Raw genomic sequence first — 18,491 nt, forward strand, 5'->3', positions numbered from 1 at the left:
AGACGGATAGAATGCCCAGAAAATTATAAAGTAACAACAGAAATAACTGAGGAAGCTCAAAAATGGATTAAGGAGGTGATGCGAAGTAAAAAATTTTATGATTTTGCTGTATCCTTAATGTATAAGTATAAAAAGATATAGGCATTCAAGTGTATCACCTTCGGGTGATATACTTGTTAATTTATATAGCTTAAAGGATAAAGCAATTGGAGGTAGATGAAATTGCTTATACTCAAAGGAGAAGAAAGACTAAACACAGAGCAAATAATGGGGCTGATCGGAAGAATAAATGCAATTATTTATGTAAGGGTGTCTACAGCCGATCAAGCTAAAAAAGGTTATTCATTAGAATCGCAGATTGATAGATGCAAAGAAAGAGCAATAACAAAATTCGGATATAAGGACAGTGAATTAATCACTCTGATCGAGCCAGGTAAAATGGGGGATGACCCCAATAGACCTGCTCTTAATCATGCTTTGTATTTAATGGAAAAAGGATTGGGGAAAAAATTTATTGTCCTACATCCAGATCGATTAACAAGAGATAATACATTACAAGGTATTGTTTCTCGAAAAATTTGGTCAATGGGTGTTGATATTGAATTCATTGAATTTGAAGTAGATCCAACAAATCCAGAATCCATGCTTATGTACAATATCCAAGGATCTATTGCCCAATACAATAAAGCAAAAATCAGTGCAAATTCTAAAAGGGGCAGGTTCGCTAAGGCAAAAAAAGGCGAATTCCCATCGTTTAAAAGGTTATATGGGTATACATTCAATAAAGAAACTGACATTCCAGAATATAACGAAGAAGAACGAGCAATTTTACTTGAAATGAAAAACATGCTCTTAATACAAGGAATGTCTTCAAATGAAATAGCCAAAGAACTTTCACGAAGAGGATTACCTGCACCTGATGGTGACATCTGGTATCAAGCAACAGTTAGCAGAATTCTTCAAAATGAGGATTACACAGGGGATTTTTATTATGGGAAATCCAAGGTGGTTCAAATAAACGGAGAGAAAAAACAAGTCCCAACACCTGAAGAGGAGTGGGTATTAATTAAAATTCCCCCAATGTGGGATCATGAGACAAGAGACCAGATTATAAAACACTTAAAGGCGAACAGAAAAGGTGGACGTCGATCCCCGAGGGACTATTTATTGAAAAATAAAGCGAAATGCGGCCGTTGTGGTAGCGCCTGTGGATCAGGAAGTGTTTCAAGATCAAAATCAGGTGTATATAAGTATTATGCGTGTAGAAGAAAAAATGCAAAGGGCTATCAGAATGGAAAGAAAGTGTTGCAATGTCAAGGTAAGAATTGGCGAGTTGACATTGTGGATGATGTATTTTGGAAATGGTTTAAGAAGCTTCTAAAGAATCCGACTGAATTTTTAGAACGATTATTAGCCGAAACCTCAAATGAAAAGAAAATTGAAGAACTAAAAAATAAAGCGAACAAGTTGGAGAAACAAATTGAAAGTATTGATTCTGAAATTGCAAATTACGTAATTCTTTTTGGTAAAGGAAAAATTAAGGAAGATATGTTTGATAAACTAACTCAACCTCTTGAACAAAACAAAAAGTATGTTGAAAATGAATTGAGCGTAATTAAATCCCAGCTAAAAACAAATAAAGAAGTTGAAGATAAAAACCAAAAAATAATGCAATATGTAGAATCTTTTTCTGAAATGGTTGACAAAGATCTTTCAATGGATGAAAAAAGAAAACTCATTGATTTTTTCATTGAAAGGGTAACACTGTTTGATGATGACCATATGGAAATTGTGTGGAACGGGAAAAATGATCAGAAAACTCAAGGTGTGCTATTTAATGAAGAGATGGGAGCAGTTCTTGATAACTCACACAGAAACTTAAACCATATTCAAACATATGGAGGATAAACGCAATGAATTTATATTAATCCTTGCCGGCTATTCGAGGGAAATGGATCATTTTCTCTCTTTAAACCCGGGTCTTCAGTCAAGATTTCCGATCAGCATCGATTTTCCTGATTATTCGGTATCCCAACTGATGGATATCGCCAAACGCATGATGGCTGAACGGGAATATCAGTTCAGCCCTGAAGCGGAATGGAAGCTGAAGGACCATTTGATGGCAGTCAAAAGCACGGTCAGTCCGGCAAAATTCAGCAACGGCCGCTATGTCCGCAACTTAATCGAAAAATCGATCCGTTCCCAGGCGATGCGGCTATTGATGGGAGACTGCTATTTGAAGAACGAATTGATGACCATTAAAAGCCAGGATCTCGATGTGAAAGAAGACGCGGCGCACGCATGACCCGCGCTTCTTTTTTTATTTTCAAGGAGTTCTGGCAACCTCTCCCTACGTTTGTTATGATAGTACTGTTTATTGACTATGTTTTAGAAAGGAACATGATCATTTGAATGGACAGGATGTCATAAAAGAAAAGGCCATATTAGTCGGATGCCAGCTTCCGCACGTCTCTGACGAGCGCTTCGCCTATTCGATGGAAGAGCTCGCCGCGTTGACGAAAACGGCTGACGGGACGGTCGTCTCCACCGTTACGCAAAAGCGGAACCGGGCGGACGCTGCTACATATATCGGAAAAGGAAAAGTAGATGAACTGGAGGCGCTCTGTGAAGAACTGTCGCCAGACGTTGTGATTTTTAATGATGAATTGTCGCCGAGCCAGCTCAAAGCGCTTGCCACGAGTCTCGACGTGAAAATCATCGACCGGACGCAATTAATTCTCGACATTTTTGCGAAACGGGCCAGAACGAGGGAAGGGAAGCTGCAAATCGAGCTGGCCCAGCTTCAGTATGCGCTCCCGCGGTTAAGCGGACAGGGGATCAACCTGTCAAGGCAAGGAGGCGGTATCGGCACGAGAGGTCCGGGGGAAACGAAGCTTGAAACCGATCGGCGCCACATCAGAAACAGAATTCACGAAATTAACGTTCAGCTCTCAACCGTCATCCGCCATAGAAGCAGATACAGAGAGAGAAGAAAGAAAAACGGCGTCTTGCAGATCGCCCTCGTCGGCTATACAAATGCGGGAAAATCGACGTGGTTCAACCTTTTGACGGACGCTGACAGCTACGAAGAAAACCTGCTGTTTGCAACGCTCGATCCGATGACGCGAAAAATGACGCTGCCGAGCGGCTACAGCGTGCTTTTATCGGATACGGTCGGATTTATTCAGGATCTGCCAACAACGCTAATCGCTGCATTCCGGTCGACATTGGAAGAAGTGAAAGAAGCCGATTTGATTCTTCATATGATCGATTCTTCACACGAAGATTATGAAGGACACGAGGCTACGGTCAAGCGTCTTCTCAAGGAGCTTGAAGCAGATGATATACCTGTGCTCACGATCTACAACAAAAGGGATCAAAAAAGGCCGGACTTCATCCCTTCATCCGGAAAGGGCCATATCATGCTAAGCGCCAAGATCAGCAGTGACTTGCCGCTGTTTAAACAGGCGGTAGAATCCTATATCAAAAAAGAGCTGCTCATTCCGTATACGGTGCACATTCCCGCCTCAGAAGGCAGGCTCCTATCAAAGGTGAAATCCGAAACGATGGTGCAAAACACCGCCTTTCAGGAAGAATGGGAAGTATACGATGTGGAAGGCTATATCCTTCCCGAACAGAACATTTTGGGAGAGCTAAAGAAGTTTATGTAAGAAAGGACACTTGCAAAACATGTTTGAGACATTAAAACACGGAGATTTATTGAAAAAAACAGCAATCGAAACCGAAAAAGACATCGCGGCCGTCCACAAAAAAATCGACGAAATGAGCGAGCGGAACGAGTGGAGGGTGCTGGAAAGCTACCGAAAGCATAGAGTATCAGACACCCATTTTACGCCTTCGACAGGCTACGGCTATGACGATATCGGCCGCGATACGCTTGAAGCCGTCTACGCCGATGTATTCGGCGGTGAAGCGGGGCTTGTCAGGCCGCAGATCATCTCGGGGACCCATGCGATATCGATCGCTTTATTCGGCGTTCTCCGCCCGGGAGACGAACTCCTTTATATCACAGGAAAACCGTACGATACGCTCGAAGAAATCGTCGGCGTGAGAGGCGAAGAACATTCAGGCTCGCTGAAGGATTTCAACATCGGCTACAGCCACATCGAATTGACAGAGCAGGGAACCGTCGATTTTGACAGCGTTGCATCTGCGATTACGCCCCGGACAAAGGCAGTCGGGATACAGCGTTCTAAGGGCTATGCCAACCGGCCTTCTTTTACGATTGACGAGATTGAAGAAATGATTCGGTTTGTAAAAGGCATAAATGAAGACATCATCGTCTTCGTCGACAACTGCTACGGCGAATTTGTGGAAGACCGCGAGCCTTGCCACGTCGGAGCCGATCTGATGGCCGGCTCGCTTATAAAAAATCCCGGAGGCGGACTGGCCAAAACGGGAGGGTATATCGTCGGAAAAGAACAATGGGTGAAAGCGTGCTCATACAGAATGACATCCCCGGGAATCGGCAGAGAAGCCGGGGCATCGCTTTACTCGCTCCAAGAGATGTACCAAGGCTTCTTCCTCGCGCCGCACGTTGTCTCCCAGGCGTTAAAAGGAGCTGTGTTCACCGCCCGCTTCCTTGAAAAGCTCGGCTTTCGCTCAAACCCTTCATGGGATGCGAAACGCACCGACTTGATCCAGTCCGTCGAATTTTCCGGACCTGAACAAATGATCGCCTTCTGCCAGGCGATTCAGTACGCTTCACCAGTCAACGCCCATGTGACGCCATATCCGAGCTATATGCCCGGATATGAAGACGACGTCATTATGGCTGCCGGCACGTTTATACAAGGGGCAAGCATTGAATTATCAGCTGATGGCCCTATACGGCCGCCATATGTTGCCTACGTGCAAGGCGGCTTAACCTATGCCCACGTCAAAAATGCGATTTGCAGCGCTGTCGATGCCTTGATGGACAGACAATTAATATGAAAAAAATAAACAATAAAATTGATGTGAAGAATCCTAACATCATGTTGACACATTTTATTACATCACATATAATACATTTATATAAGAAAAGGAGGAAATTGAGATGAGTGATAAAATTCGCCGCTCAATGCCCTTATTTCCCATAGGAATCGTGATGCAGCTCACCGAATTATCGGCAAGACAAATTCGGTATTATGAGGAAAATGGACTGGTATCTCCCGCTAGAAGCGAAGGGAACAGACGCCTATTTTCATTTCAGGATGTAGATAAGCTGCTCGAGATTAAAGATTTGATCGATCAAGGTGTAAACATGGCGGGAATCAAGAAAATTTTCGCCAAAACGGAAAACGAACAAAAACTTGAGAAACAAGACAAACCGAAAAAAGCCGAAAAGCACGATTTGTCAGATGAAGAATTGAGACAGCTGCTGAAAAACGAACTCATTCAAGCAGGCCGTTTCCAAAGAGGGACGACATTCCGCCAGGGAGACATGTCCAGGTTTTTTCATTAATTCGTTAGCAACTGCATTGCTATATACATTTACCTTTTAGAGGAGGAGTTTTACGAATGGCAAAGTATACAAGAGACGATATTGTTAAACTAGTAAACGAGGAGAACGTCAAATACATTCGCCTTCAGTTTACTGACATTCTTGGAACGATCAAAAACGTTGAAATTCCTGTGAGCCAGCTGGAAAAAGCACTTGATAATAAAGTCATGTTCGACGGCTCTTCAATCGAAGGATTCGTACGCATCGAAGAATCAGATATGTACTTATACCCTGACCTGGACACTTTTGTCATTTTCCCTTGGACAGCCGAAAAAGGTAAAGTAGCCCGCTTCATTTGCGACATTTACAATCCGGACGGCACACCGTTCGAAGGTGATCCGCGCAACAACCTGAAACGCATTTTGAAAGAAATGGAAGACATGGGCTTCTCAGATTTCAACCTTGGACCAGAACCGGAATTCTTCCTGTTCAAGCTTGACGAAAAAGGCGAGCCTACGCTCGAACTGAACGACAAAGGCGGATACTTTGACCTCGCTCCGACTGACCTCGGCGAAAACTGCCGCCGCGACATCGTCCTTGAGCTCGAAGAAATGGGCTTTGAAATCGAAGCGTCTCACCACGAAGTCGCTCCCGGACAGCACGAAATCGACTTCAAATACGCCGGCGCCGTTCGCGCTTGTGACGACATCCAAACATTCAAGCTCGTCGTCAAAACGATCGCACGCAAACACGGCCTGCATGCGACATTTATGCCAAAACCATTGTTTGGTGTTAACGGATCAGGCATGCACTGCAATCTATCACTCTTCCAAAACGGCGTCAACGCCTTCTTTGACAAAGACGCTGACCTTCAGCTGAGTGAGACTGCAAGACAATTTATCGCCGGCATCGTGAAGCACGCAACAAGCTTTACAGCCGTAACAAACCCGACGGTCAACTCTTACAAACGCCTTGTTCCAGGCTATGAAGCACCTTGCTATGTAGCATGGAGCGCGCAAAACAGAAGCCCGTTAATCCGCATCCCGGCTTCCCGCGGCATCAGCACCCGCGTAGAAGTAAGAAGCGTTGACCCTTCTGCAAACCCGTACCTTGCCTTGAGCGTACTGCTTGCAGCAGGCCTTGACGGTATCAAAAACAAACTGGAAGCACCGGCTCCGATCGACCGCAACATCTATGTCATGAGCAAAGAAGAGCGCCTCGAAAACGGAATCGTCGACCTTCCGGCAACTCTTGCAGACGCCCTGGAAGAATTCAAATCAAACGAAGTCATGGTCAAAGCCCTCGGCGACCATCTATTCGAACACTTCGTCGAAGCAAAAGAAATCGAATGGGATATGTTCCGCACACAAGTCCATCCTTGGGAGCGCGAGCAGTATATGTCTCAGTATTAATTTAGAAATCCCTTGGCACAATTGGTGTCAGGGGGTTTTTAAATTTTGGTCAAAAAATTGCAGGGACGTTCTTTTTGGTCTTTGACCAAAATACGACCAAAAAAAATTTGAAGTTATTAATCTAACTCCATAATCGATGAAACATAATCTTCGTAATCTTTGATTCTGTTTTGGTCGAGCTTCTTACTGATATGCGAATAAACATCAGCTGTTACCATCATACTTTTATGACCTAAACGCTCCTGGATATATTTCATGTCTGCGCCGGACTCCAAGAGCAAGACCGCGTGTGTATGACGCAATGCGTGAATAGGCATTCTCTCGATATCTGCCCGTTTTAAAATACGATTAAAAGCATTGAAGAGGGTAGACTTGGGCAAGATGTCTCCATCAACTCGACAAAAGACTAAATTTAAGTCATGTTTATATTCTTCTTGCAGCATTTGTTTATTCTCAAACTGCCACTTCTTATGTTTTTGTAAAGCTGAAGAAAGGGAAGGGCCGATTGAAACTCTTCGCTTTGAATCGTATGTTTTTGGATCCCCAAATAATTCTTCATCAGTTTTTGCTGAGAAATCCAATGTATTATTAATGTCAATATAATTGTCTCGTAAGTTGATATCTGTCCATTGGAGTGCAGCTGCTTCGCCTTTACGCATACCTGTTTCAATGAGTGTTCTGAAAAAAATATAATAAATATAGTTGTACTTATAGGCTTCTTGTAAAAACCGCGGTATGTCGTCTGAAATCATATATTCTAGACTTTCTTTCTTTTTCTTCTTTTTGTTGGCTATTGTTGCTCCGTAACATGGGTTTTTTTCAAGCTTACCGATGATTACAGCTTTATTAAAAGCATTGAACATTGTTCCATGGATAATCTCTACTGTACGTTTGCTATAGCCTTGATCAGTTAAATGATTAAGGAATTTTTGGTACATGATAGGCTTTACATCTGTAACTTTGACGTTTTTAAAGTAGGGAAGAATATGATTCTTGATGTTTCGTTCGTGAAGTTGGTATGTATTCTTTCTAACAGTGCCTTTTTTATATTCCTGCAGCCAGCTCATTAAGAATTGTTCTAGAGTTAGAGGAGCATTGTCGAACTCTAAACCACTTGCTATCAGCTTTTCTTGTTCGGCAGCTGCTTTTTGAGCTTCTTTTTTGGTTTTAAATCCACTCTTAGATTTAATTTTATATTTGAGTGTAAAAGGATCCTTAAAGGAGACGCGGTATTCCCACTTGTCTCCTCGTTTTCTGAAAGTAGCCATTTTTAATCCTCCAATAAAAACTTAACAGCCTTATAGTTTCTCAGAAAGGTAATTCATCTGAGAGTGTTAATTCATTGTTTGGTGATTGTGTTTGATTTTCTGCAAATGGATCTTGTAGTTGTTGCACTTTGTTTTCCTTTTCTTCTTCCCAGTTTTTTAAAATACCTTCCTCATAAAAAGTAGATGTAGAGCCACATTTTGAGCAAAATCGTGCATCACCCTCAAGTAATTCGCCACACCCACCTTCATGAGAATGCCAAAAAATGCGGTAATTGTTGTATTCGTATTCTCTCTCTCCTGGAGTTAGCCCTGTACATTTGTTAACTAAGTAAGTACCACAAACTTGACAATAGTCTCCTGTTACTTTTTCATTTGAGCATTTGGGACACTTTTTTGCATGATGTAAATCTGTCAATTCGATACTTGAATATATCATCTCAAAATAATCTCCTTTACGTATTTCTTGGTTTCCACAGATAAGACAATAGTTTGGGTTTTCTTTAATAAAAGAACATGTACAATTTGAACACCTATATGTATTTTTCTTTTTCCATATGTAATCTTTAAAAATTTTTAGTGAAGGGTGTCTTTTTGAATAAGATATCCCCATCCTAACCCCTTCAAGTAAAAAATTATAAATATTGATAGAAGCTTCATAAGAAATATTACATATATCTGAAATAAAGTGTGGGCTGGCAGGCTTTAACTCTCTTAGTACTGGGGCTGGTGCCAGTAAGTTTCTAGCAAAACAATTAGCCTCTTTCTCAAATGTCTCATATTCGTCATCGGATAATGAGCTTCTTGCGAATATTGCTTTTCCGGTGATTTCATTGTGTTTTAACATAAAATGACCTAATTCATGAGCTATTGTCCATCTTTTTCGTCCATCATTTTCAACAGTATCGTTGTATAAGATCATATATTGTTTTTGGGATTTTATATACCAGCAACAACCTTCATCAGAATCGGTTAATTCACAAACTTCATCAATTGTCAAACCCCATTTTTTTGCATACCATGTATATCTCCTGATCTTTAGGTTTGGGAATTTTTTGGCTAATTTTTTCACCTTTATTGGAAGTTCGTTTACACCACACATCTTGAGTAGTTCGTGAGCTTTTTTTTCTGCTTTTTTATAGTCAGCTTTATAGATCATCGTCATCATCGTCATCATCGTCATCATCTTCCTCGAAAGCATCAACAAATGATAATTTAATCATTTCAACCATACGATCCATCCTATCTCGTTCTGCTTGAGTTTTAAGTTTTTTCTTAGCTCTTTGTATTTGGCGGAGATCATCATCTAATAGAGATACTTTGCCGTTCGGATCGTCAGAACGTCCCAATAAATAATCAGTTGTAACACCAAAAATATTGGCTAATTCTAATAACACATTACCTGGTGGGACAACTCTTCCTGCTTCATAGTTAGCAATATTTGTTCTTTTCATATCTAATTTTTCAGCAAGAGCTTCTTGTGAAATGTTCACATTATTCCTACACTCTTTGATACGCGTTCCGATGCGTTTTTTCTCTTCTGAATTCATTTTTAATATCCTCCATGAAAAAAGTTCAATTAAAATGACGTTTACCTACTTGACGTGTTTTTAAATGACGTGTTATGATGTGGGTGTCAATAAAAAGCACAAAAACACTAAGAAAGGAGAGTTACGCCTTGGTTGATACACGTCGAAGAGATCAATTCCGTAAATATCGGAGTGAATTTAAAGTATCTCAACGTCAATTATCTTTAGCACTTAATGTTAGTGAAAGCCATATTCGAAATATTGAAAGTGGTAGAGGCAACCCAGATGCAAAATTACTTTTCAAAATCGCAAATTATTTTAATGCTTCGCCAGAAGACTTGTTTCCTGACCTTGCTGATATGGATTAGAATATCCAATCTAGAAATTAACTTACAGTCATTATTATAAACCGTCATTTATAATAACGCAACATAAAATGACGTTTTTGAAAAAGTAATATCAGTTTACGAGGAGGTCAAAAAATGGAGTTAAAAGTTATTAATAAAAAGGGTCAATTATTACTTCATAGCCGAGACGTGGCAGAAATGACAGGAAAGAGGCATTTTCACTTAACAAGAGATATTGAAGGTTATATTCGAATTTTATCAACCAATCCAAATTTGGATTCGTTAAACTTCTTCATTCCATCTAATTATAAAGATGGAAAAGGGGAAAGCCGCCCATGTTACCTGCTTACTCGAAAAGGCTGCGACATGGTTGCAAACAAAATGACTGGCGAAAAGGGTGTTCTGTTTACAGCTGCATATGTAACAAAGTTCGAAGAAATGGAAAACAAACTTAAACCTAATATTCCACAGTCTTTGCCTGAAGCTTTACGGCTTGCTGCTGATCTTGCAGAAAGGAATGAAAATCTTCTTTTGGAAAATGCACAGAAGACTCAAGTGATAAGTGAATTACAACCTAAAGCTTCGTACTATGACTTAGTTCTACAAAATAAATCCCTACTGTCAATTAGCAAGATAGCCAAAGACTACGGGATGAGTGGAACTAAGATGAACAAAATTCTTCATGAGCTAGGTATCCAATATAAACAAGGTGGCTGCTGGTTACTTTATCAAAAATTTGCTGATAAAGGATATACACAAAGCAAAACCCATGCAATCGATTCAGAAAAAAGCAAGCTTCATACTTATTGGACTCAAAAAGGACGATTGTTTATTTACGAAACATTAAAAAACAAAAAGGGCATTCTGCCAATAATTGAACGAGAAGAGCGTGCATCGTAAGGAGGTAAGGATAATTGTTCGAATTAACAATGAAAGCAGATACTGATTCATTTAGGGATAATCTCTACGATTTGCTTCAGGAAGTTGCTGCCTCAATTATTGAAGATCATAAACAAGAGAATGAACTTCCTTACATGATCAGTAAAGCTCAGTTAGCCAAACATATTTTTAATGTTAGTTCTCAAACGCTTGATGCTCATGTGATAAATAGACCGGACTTCCCGAAGTTCAAAATAGGCGAAAGAATATTGTTTCCTCGAGACATGGTTCTTGATTGGATTAGAAACCATGTTGAGGTTGTTGAAAAGATCAAACTAACAAGTTAAAGGGGTTGAGGGAAATGAAGATCAAAACAAAAGAATGGCTTGCTTTAAGTGAGGCGGAACGTTTTATGAAGATTTATCAAGCTTTTACAAAAACGAAAGGAGCTCAAGCATGAACCTAAATCATTTTCTAAAAGCTGACCGTGAAAAGGCAGGAAGGCTTATAAAGTCAACTCAATTTCTTATTTCTGAATTGCTTCCCGCAGCTATTGAGGATCAGGATTTTGATGGGTGTGTTGAAATCGCGGCATCAATCATTTCACATTGTAAAGACCTTAAACGAATGGAGCACCCGGAACAGGTTGTTCGGCTTCACGAAGTCGCGTCCAAATTCGCGGGTAGGGGGTTAAACGTTTCAACCGTAGGGAGATCATTTCAATGAATATCGAGCACCCAATGATCACTGAGATTAACCGTTACGGCTATCCTTTGGAATATTTGAAGTATGAAGACAAGGACGGCCAGAACGATGATGACAAATAAAAAAGCCGCCTTGGCAGAGGCGACTCAAAACAATGATGAGCAATTAATTCCATTCTAAATGGAACTCTTAACAAAATCAATAACAGGAGGGCCATATATATGAATCCTTTACAGGCATTCGAATTAAACGAAATTTCAAATAGCAGTATGCCGCAGGAGGGAAGTCCACAGTTTGAGATCACTGACATGAATAGCTTAAATTGGGCGTTTCGGAAAATAGCTGTTTTAAAGACACAGGAAAAAGAAATCAAGGCCCTGGCGGCAACGGAAAGGCAGCGTATCGATGAATGGGAAGAGCAGGAGCTAAAACCTGTCGCGGACAATCTGGAGTTCTTTGAAAACCTAGTCAGCGTTTATCACTCAAAGCAGCTCGATCAGGATCCAAAAGCAAAAACACTTTCCACTCCTTACGGCAAGTCAAAAAGCCGGGCAATTAAAGAACAGCCTAAGCCAGCCGATAAGGATCAGCTTCTCAAGCATGTGAAAGAGGCCGGTCTCACTGAATTTATCAAAGAAGATGTCAAATGGGGCGACCTTAAAAAATCTCTGTCCATCAAAGAGGTGGGCGGCAAAAAGGTTGTCGTTGATGAAAATGGACAAGCTGTTCCGGGGGTAGAAATAGAACCTGCCTCCACAAGCTTCAAAGTGGAGGTGTAATAGATGTTTCAAGTCACAAACGCACAGCGTGAAAAGGAAAAGGCAATTGTCGGCTTTATCGGGCCTAGTGGATCCGGAAAGACTGCCGGCGCCCTGCTTGTTGCTTACGGAATGATGCGGGAAGCATACCCAGAAGCAAGCGATGAGGAAGTCTGGTCAAAGATTGGTGTTGTGGATACTGAGCACCGCCGCGCCAAACTGTATGCAAACCTGCAATTTGATGACGTGCGGATCGGTAGTTTTAAACATATTGATTTTACGCCGCCTTACACCACAGAACGTTATCAAATGGCTGTGGAGGCTATCAAAAACGCTGGGGCCGAGGTGGTCGTAATTGATTCGCTTTCCCACAACTGGCAAGGGGAAGGCGGGATAGTAGAAAAACACGGGAGCATGTCAGGCAACTCATTTCAAAATTGGGGCAAGCTTGCGCCTGAAACAACCAAATTGATTAAGACCTTAACGCAAAACGATGTCCACATCTTGGCGACATTGAGAACAAAAACGGAGTATGTGGTTGAACCGGATGAAAACGGAAAGATGGCACCGCGCAAAGTCGGGACCAAACCGGTACAGAAAGACGAAATGGAATACGAGTTCATGCTCAATTTCAATATCAGTATCGATCATATGGCGGAAACATCCAAAGACAATACCCGCATGTTTGAAGGCTCTTCTTTTAAACTCAATCCAGAAGTCGGCCGCAAGCTTTACCAATGGCTTGAGCTCGGCATTGACGTGAAGGCAGAGGAAGAAGCTGAGCGGCTCCGTTTGATTGAGGAAATTAAAGCGATCGTTTCCGGCAACGAAGCAGCCGCGCAGATGGTTGAAGAATTTCAGATTAAAGCAAATAAAAAACTTGATCAATGGACTATTAAGCTGGCATCCGCCGCACTTGATAGATTACAAGCTTTAAAGACTAAGGAGGAAAATTAATGTTTACAGTAGACCACAGCAAAGGTGAAGCTTTTGAACCTATTAAACCAGGAGAATACGAAGCGACAGTTATCAACTTTGAAGCCAAAACGGCTGCATCCGGAAATGAGCGCCTTGTCGTAGATTATGAAATTCGTTCTGATGTTGAACAGCCATGCCAGGGCCAGAAAATTCTATACGACAATTTCACCGTTACGGAAAATGCAATGTGGAGATTTCACCAAGCATCAAAGGCCGCGGGTTTTCCAAACGGAATGCAATTTAAGGATCATATCGAATGGGCCAAGGCGTTTCTGAATAAACCGGTTCGCCTGCTTGTCGGGGAAAGAGAGCATAACGGCAAGAAATATCCGGAAGTCAAAGCGTTTAAGCCGTCAGAAGCGCCAGCACCGGAAACCGAACCAATTAATATCAGTGACGATGATGTACCGTTTTGATCATAAAAAACACATTTGAGGGAGTGTATAGCTCCCTCGTTTTTAAAGGGGAGTTATCACATGTACGAATTTAAGAACATACCGCAAGAGCTAAAAAGCGCCCCTCAGTGGATTTTATGGCGTTCCGAAGAACGTGACGGTAAGAAAACAAAAGTGCCGTACCAGATTGACGGCAGCATGGCTCAATCCAGTAATAAAAGAACCTGGTCGACATTTCCGACCGTTTTGAAATTTTATAACGATCGAGATTATGACGGGATCGGCTTCATGTTTTCAAAAGATGATCCGTTTATCGGCATAGACATAGATCACTGTGTGGAGGACGGTGTCTTGTCCCCGTTCGCTGAGGAAATCGTTCAGGCTATTGGAAGCTACACCGAATATTCACCGAGCGGCAAAGGGGTCCACATCATCACAAAAGGTAAGATCCCATTGCGCGGGCCGGGTACAGGGAGAAAAAATCCGGAACTTGGGCTGGAAGTATACCGTCATGGCCGCTACTTTACCTTTACCGGTAATAGTCTCGGGATCGGGGCCGTTGAAGAACGAACGGACGAGCTCAAAGAGCTGTTCGAAAAATATTTGAAGGACAAAAAAGAAGAATCGAAACCTTCCAATCCTCCTGCTGCTTCATCCCGTGATATGAGCAATCTCTCCAATAAGGAGATATGGGAAAGGATGTTCAACAGCAAGAACGGGAAGAGCATTCAGGATCTGTTTAACGGTCATCTGATAAACGATGATCACTCTGCCACAGATATGGCTTTGTGTAATCACTTGGCATTCTGGACGGATAAGGATCCCGCAAAAATGGATTCGATGTTTCGGGAGTCAGGGTTGTTTCGGGAGAAATGGGATCGACAGCACTCATCTGACGGCGCTACATATGGAGACATGACCATTGCCGCTGCCGTTTATTCTACTCATACGACAATTTCTGATTTACTGGAAGAGCAGCAGGAACAGCCGTATGAAATATATATTTCCCATCCCGAAAATTCTCAAGTTGAGGATACAGAAGAGATCATTGACACCACGCCGGTCTTTCATTTAACGGAGCTAGGCAACGCGGAACGAATTGTCTACTACCACGGAAAGAATATCCGATACTGTAACGAGCTTGACTGGCTGATTTGGGACGGAAAGCGATGGGAAGAGGACAGTAAACGAAAAATTGAAGCCATTACCGCTAAGACGTTGCGGGCATTGTACGGCGAGGCCGAGGCCACAGAAGACAAAATCCGAAAAAAGCAGCTCAACGATTGGGCGAAGAAATGTGAAAGACGTTCTATCCGAATAAATAGCATACTGGATGTGAGACCAATGGTATCAGTTAAGAAAAAAGATTTTGATAGCTTTAAATTTCTTTTCAATTGCGATAACGGTGTGATTGATCTGAAAACAGGTGAGTTGAGACCACATGATCGAGACTTGCTGCTAACAAAGATGTCACCCATCCCTTACGAAAAAGATGCGGATTGTCCAAACTGGATTGCTTTTCTTGAGAGTATTTTTCTTACTCCGGTCGGTGATCCTGACCATGAATTAATAGAATATCTTCAGAAGGCAATTGGATATTCATTAACAGGTGTTACAAAGGAACAAATTATGTTCTTCCTTTTCGGGAACGGTCGGAATGGTAAATCGACTTTTATTAATGTGATTCAGGATATCCTTGGAGATTATGCCCGTCAGACGAACAGTGATACTTTCCTGAAAAAGAAAAACGATTCGGGGATTAACAATGATGTTGCCCGTCTGGATGGCGCTCGCTTTGTGTCGGCTGTCGAGAGTGAAGAGGGGCAACAGCTGTCAGAGGCACTAGTTAAGCAAATAACTGGGGGAGAGAAGATGTCCGCCCGTTTTCTCCGCCAAGAGTACTTTGAATTTACACCGGAGTTTAAAGTTTTTTTCACAACAAATCATAAACCGATTATCAAAGGCGGCGACAATGGGATATGGCGCAGGATTAAATTGATTCCTTTTACGGTAACCATTCCGGAAGAAAAAACCGATCCGGATCTACCTGAAAAATTAAAAAGTGAAATGCCTGGGATCCTCCGCTGGGCTGTGGAGGGTTGCTTGAAGTGGCAGAAGGAAGGATTAAAAGATCCTAAAGCAATTAAAAATGCTACGCAAGGATACCGTGAAGATATGGATATTTTGGGACCTTTCATAAATGAAAACTGCACGATACATGAGGATGCCAAAATCGAAGCAAAAACCCTTTACGAAAACTATAAAAAATGGTGCTTCCAGAACGATGAAATAGACTTAAAAAATCGTTCCTTTTATCGCCAACTAGAAATAAGAGGATATAAAAAAGAAAATGGAGCGAAAAATAAAGTTTATTTTCATGGGCTTACTTTAAATCAGTATGCTGGACCGAACTTGTTCTCAGGGGTTAAGGAAAAAGCAGAGGGGGTTAATTTAGTTAACCAATCTGAAGAGAATAAAACATCTACTCGAAAGAAGCTTTAACCCCTTATGTATCAAGGGATTTGTGAACATTGGTAAATATGAGTTTTAGGGTTATGGGTTAATGAGTTAATTAAATATCTATGTTCCATTCTCATGAAAAAATAAATAAAAAAATAATATATATATATGTATATAAGGAGTTAAATAGTTTTCGCTATTAATTCGTTAACTCATTAACCACTTTTTTTGAAAATCCTTATATATCAACGTTTTTAACGGTTAATGAATGAATTAGGTTAATAAAAAAATTAACCCTTCTTTATAAAAAGAGGTGATAATTTTGCACCCAAAACAAATTTGTGATGACCTTGCCTTTTTGGGATCACCTTTAGTTCTGGACGGGGATGATCTTTATATCGAGCATCCGGAGAACGTCTATCCAGAACTTGTGGAATTTGTTCAGTCACATAAAAAACGGATCATCCAGTACTTAAAAGGTGAATACTCAATGCAGGATCATAAAATCAAACAAACTATTGATAAAATCATCAATTATTTTATGGGCATAGATCAAGAAATGAATCCAAAAATAGACGACTGGTTCAATCATGATTGGGATGCGGCAACCAAAGCCGCGCGGTTGCTTGTTCTATTTTGGGAGAACGGCTGGAGAGATCTGAACAGCTCCGTTTCGAATTTTGAGGATGAAGAAACGGACAAACTCTCTTTAGAAATCTATGAAAGTGCCATGTCGTACTTTAAGGGGAAGAAAGCATGACGATTATTCATTACAACTATTCGGATACTGAAATGAAAAATATTCTCGACAGCATGATCATTATTGTGGATACGAGGGAGCAGAAGAACCAGCATGTTCTTGACTATCTCCGCAAAAAGAACGTATCCATCAAATTCAAAGGGATGAAGACGGGCGACTATTCCGCCATGATCCCGAAAAACGAGGAATACGGGATTAGCCGGGACATGTATTTGAACGCTGCTATCGAACGGAAAAATGGAGTTGATGAGCTGGTTCAATCCATTAAGGACCGTTCTCGGTTTGAAAATGAATTGATCCGTGCAGCCAAACACCCCTTCACTCTTCTTGTGGAGGATCTGGAAGGCTACCAAAAAATATTGAACGGAAAATATCGCTCACAATATAAGCCGCAGTCTCTGCTTGGCAGCTTAAAAACGTTTGAAGTCCGTTACAATTTCTCAACCGTTTTTATTAATCCGAGCGCGACCGGAAACTATATCTATCACCATTTTCATTATATGGCCCGGGAGCTGTTAAAGGGGGGCCTTGTGTGAATGAATTAATGAAGGCCCTTTATTGTGAAAGGAAAAAGGACGAGCTTAAAGCGCGGCTGCTTAAAATGGGGTATTTTAAAACACCTGACGGTCGGCAGCTGTATGAGCTTTCATTAACTGAATTAGACGAAATATTCAAAAAGAAATTAATTGAGAGGGGAAAATGACCCATGGCATTTGTGGGTTTTGAAGAATCACAAGAGGTGCGGCAGCTTGCCGAAAGTTTAATCGATAAGCATCACCCACATTTAAAAGATGCAAAGGAACACATCGGTTTTTACATTCGGGAAGGTAACAGTAAATGGGCTGGGAAGGCGAAAAAATGCACGGCCTTTGAGCGCCATATGACTGATTACATGCTTTTTGTATTCATCAATAAAGAAGCCTGGAAGACGATGAACCAAGAGCAGCGCGCCGCCCTGGTCGATCATGAGCTTTGTCATTTTACCCGCGCGGAATGGGAGGAACCGGATCCGAATGATTCAAGCAAATGGGTTACTATGTACGGGCCCACAGAAGATCCTGACAGTTGGGGGATCCGCGAGCATGATGTTGAAGAGTTTTCAGAAATCATTGAGCGTCATGGCCTTTGGGAAAAAGGGATTGAATCATTTGCTGCTGCCGTCCGAGAGGCTGACTATCAAATGAATATTGATGATGTGAATAGACTTCAAAGGGTGAAATGATGGGAGGTAGAACGGATGAGAGAGATTAAGTTTCGATATGTGTTAAGAGATCGGGCGACCGAGAAGATTTTCGATAGATTTCTCAGTTTAAATGACTTAGAAACAGGTTTAGAGGTTGCTTATGACTTTGATTCACCAAGATTTATAGACTGTGAATTGGTTGGTCGATGTGAATACACCGGATTGAAGGACGAAACTGGCCGGGAGATTTGGGAGGGAGACATCCGAAAAGACGGTTGGGGGAGAAAATTTAAGGTTGTTTACGACAACGATTTAGCTGCATTTTACGGTGAATATATTAACGGGCCTTCTGAGTCTCTTGCCGATTGCGGGCC

Annotated in this window: 21 protein-coding genes and 1 pseudogene; 19 read left to right on the forward strand and 3 right to left on the reverse strand. The window is 41.4% G+C overall.

The genetic code is table 11. The features are described from left to right. Positions 1-216: 216 nt before the first annotated feature. From AB447_RS02330 to glnA, 6 genes and pseudogenes are all read left to right on the forward strand, one after another. Positions 217-1,908 carry a recombinase family protein gene (locus AB447_RS02330; protein ID WP_232517675.1) on the forward strand — a complete coding sequence of 564 codons (1,692 nt, stop codon included), beginning with the start codon at positions 217-219 and terminating at the stop codon, positions 1,906-1,908. Next, positions 1,883-2,305 (forward strand): annotated as a pseudogene (locus AB447_RS02335) (stage V sporulation protein K); the annotation flags it as partial. The gene AB447_RS02330 and the pseudogene AB447_RS02335, both read left to right, overlap by 26 nt. 103 nt (positions 2,306-2,408) lie before the next feature. After that, on the forward strand, positions 2,409-3,671 hold the full coding sequence (gene hflX / locus AB447_RS02340) for a GTPase HflX (RefSeq protein ID WP_048355955.1): 1,263 nt from the start codon (positions 2,409-2,411) through the stop codon (positions 3,669-3,671). Positions 3,672-3,690: 19 nt separating this feature from the next. Beyond that, a complete protein-coding gene (locus AB447_RS02345; protein WP_048355968.1) occupies positions 3,691-4,956 on the forward strand; it encodes a methionine gamma-lyase family protein in 1,266 nt (421 codons plus the stop codon). A 103-nt stretch (positions 4,957-5,059) separates the two neighbouring features. Continuing rightward, the gene (locus tag AB447_RS02350; protein ID WP_048355956.1) at positions 5,060-5,467 is read left to right on the forward strand and encodes a MerR family transcriptional regulator; all 408 of its coding nucleotides are present in this window, start codon (positions 5,060-5,062) and stop codon (positions 5,465-5,467) included. Between the two features lie 56 nt (positions 5,468-5,523). After that, positions 5,524-6,858 carry a type I glutamate--ammonia ligase gene (gene glnA / locus AB447_RS02355; protein ID WP_048355957.1) on the forward strand — a complete coding sequence of 445 codons (1,335 nt, stop codon included), beginning with the start codon at positions 5,524-5,526 and terminating at the stop codon, positions 6,856-6,858. 116 nt (positions 6,859-6,974) lie between these two features. Here the strand turns inward: glnA and AB447_RS02360 are convergent, their stop codons facing one another. Genes AB447_RS02360 through AB447_RS02370 form a run of 3 tightly spaced genes read right to left on the reverse strand, consistent with a single transcriptional unit; the run spans position 6,975 to position 9,673 of the window. Then, positions 6,975-8,126 carry a site-specific integrase gene (locus AB447_RS02360; RefSeq protein WP_048355958.1) on the reverse strand — a complete coding sequence of 384 codons (1,152 nt, stop codon included), beginning with the start codon at positions 8,124-8,126 and terminating at the stop codon, positions 6,975-6,977. A 40-nt stretch (positions 8,127-8,166) separates the two neighbouring features. Beyond that, positions 8,167-9,300, reverse strand: a complete 1,134-nt coding sequence (locus AB447_RS02365) for an ImmA/IrrE family metallo-endopeptidase (protein ID WP_232517676.1) — start codon at positions 9,298-9,300, stop codon at positions 8,167-8,169. Beyond that, a complete protein-coding gene (locus AB447_RS02370) occupies positions 9,272-9,673 on the reverse strand; it encodes a helix-turn-helix domain-containing protein (protein WP_048406756.1) in 402 nt (133 codons plus the stop codon). The genes AB447_RS02365 and AB447_RS02370 overlap by 29 nt, the downstream gene beginning before the upstream one ends. A 128-nt stretch (positions 9,674-9,801) precedes the next feature. Between AB447_RS02370 and AB447_RS02375 the strand changes: the two genes are divergently transcribed. The 13 genes from AB447_RS02375 to AB447_RS02430 all read left to right on the forward strand — a co-directional run. Further along, a complete protein-coding gene (locus AB447_RS02375; RefSeq protein WP_048355960.1) occupies positions 9,802-10,020 on the forward strand; it encodes a helix-turn-helix transcriptional regulator in 219 nt (72 codons plus the stop codon). Between the two features lie 114 nt (positions 10,021-10,134). After that, positions 10,135-10,899, forward strand: a complete 765-nt coding sequence (locus AB447_RS02380; RefSeq protein WP_048355961.1) for a Rha family transcriptional regulator — start codon at positions 10,135-10,137, stop codon at positions 10,897-10,899. Between the two features lie 14 nt (positions 10,900-10,913). Continuing rightward, positions 10,914-11,225, forward strand: a complete 312-nt coding sequence (locus AB447_RS02385) for a MerR family transcriptional regulator (RefSeq protein ID WP_048355962.1) — start codon at positions 10,914-10,916, stop codon at positions 11,223-11,225. A 109-nt stretch (positions 11,226-11,334) separates the two neighbouring features. Then, a complete protein-coding gene (locus tag AB447_RS26095) occupies positions 11,335-11,604 on the forward strand; it encodes a YqaH family protein (protein ID WP_048355963.1) in 270 nt (89 codons plus the stop codon). 200 nt (positions 11,605-11,804) lie between these two features. Then, on the forward strand, positions 11,805-12,362 hold the full coding sequence (locus AB447_RS02395; RefSeq protein ID WP_057957416.1) for a host-nuclease inhibitor Gam family protein: 558 nt from the start codon (positions 11,805-11,807) through the stop codon (positions 12,360-12,362). Between the two features lie 3 nt (positions 12,363-12,365). Then, positions 12,366-13,298, forward strand: coding sequence for an AAA family ATPase (locus tag AB447_RS02400; RefSeq protein ID WP_048356393.1), 933 nt, complete (start codon positions 12,366-12,368; stop codon positions 13,296-13,298). Beyond that, positions 13,298-13,735 (forward strand): DUF669 domain-containing protein, encoded by a 438-nt coding sequence (locus AB447_RS02405; RefSeq protein ID WP_003185383.1) that lies wholly within the window; start codon positions 13,298-13,300, stop codon positions 13,733-13,735. Before AB447_RS02400 ends, AB447_RS02405 begins: the two co-directional genes overlap by 1 nt. A 60-nt stretch (positions 13,736-13,795) precedes the next feature. Continuing rightward, positions 13,796-16,216 carry a phage/plasmid primase, P4 family gene (locus AB447_RS02410; protein ID WP_057957417.1) on the forward strand — a complete coding sequence of 807 codons (2,421 nt, stop codon included), beginning with the start codon at positions 13,796-13,798 and terminating at the stop codon, positions 16,214-16,216. Between the two features lie 280 nt (positions 16,217-16,496). Next, complete coding sequence (locus AB447_RS02415) at positions 16,497-16,934, forward strand: hypothetical protein (protein WP_057957418.1); 438 nt, start codon at positions 16,497-16,499, stop codon at positions 16,932-16,934. Continuing rightward, positions 16,931-17,470, forward strand: a complete 540-nt coding sequence (locus AB447_RS02420) for an ERCC4 domain-containing protein (RefSeq protein ID WP_025807627.1) — start codon at positions 16,931-16,933, stop codon at positions 17,468-17,470. Before AB447_RS02415 ends, AB447_RS02420 begins: the two co-directional genes overlap by 4 nt. Further along, positions 17,467-17,637 carry a Fur-regulated basic protein FbpA gene (locus AB447_RS24880; RefSeq protein WP_071583658.1) on the forward strand — a complete coding sequence of 57 codons (171 nt, stop codon included), beginning with the start codon at positions 17,467-17,469 and terminating at the stop codon, positions 17,635-17,637. Before AB447_RS02420 ends, AB447_RS24880 begins: the two co-directional genes overlap by 4 nt. Before the next feature lie 3 nt (positions 17,638-17,640). Then, entirely contained in the window at positions 17,641-18,156 is a 516-nt protein-coding gene (locus tag AB447_RS02425; RefSeq protein ID WP_057957419.1) for a putative metallopeptidase, read from the forward strand. A 15-nt stretch (positions 18,157-18,171) separates the two neighbouring features. Further along, on the forward strand, positions 18,172-18,491 hold a 320-nt coding region (locus AB447_RS02430), incomplete at its 3' end, for a YopX family protein (protein WP_241494755.1).

Origin of the sequence: Bacillus glycinifermentans (assembly GCF_001042475.2) — a bacterium.
GTDB lineage: Bacteria > Bacillota > Bacilli > Bacillales > Bacillaceae > Bacillus > Bacillus glycinifermentans.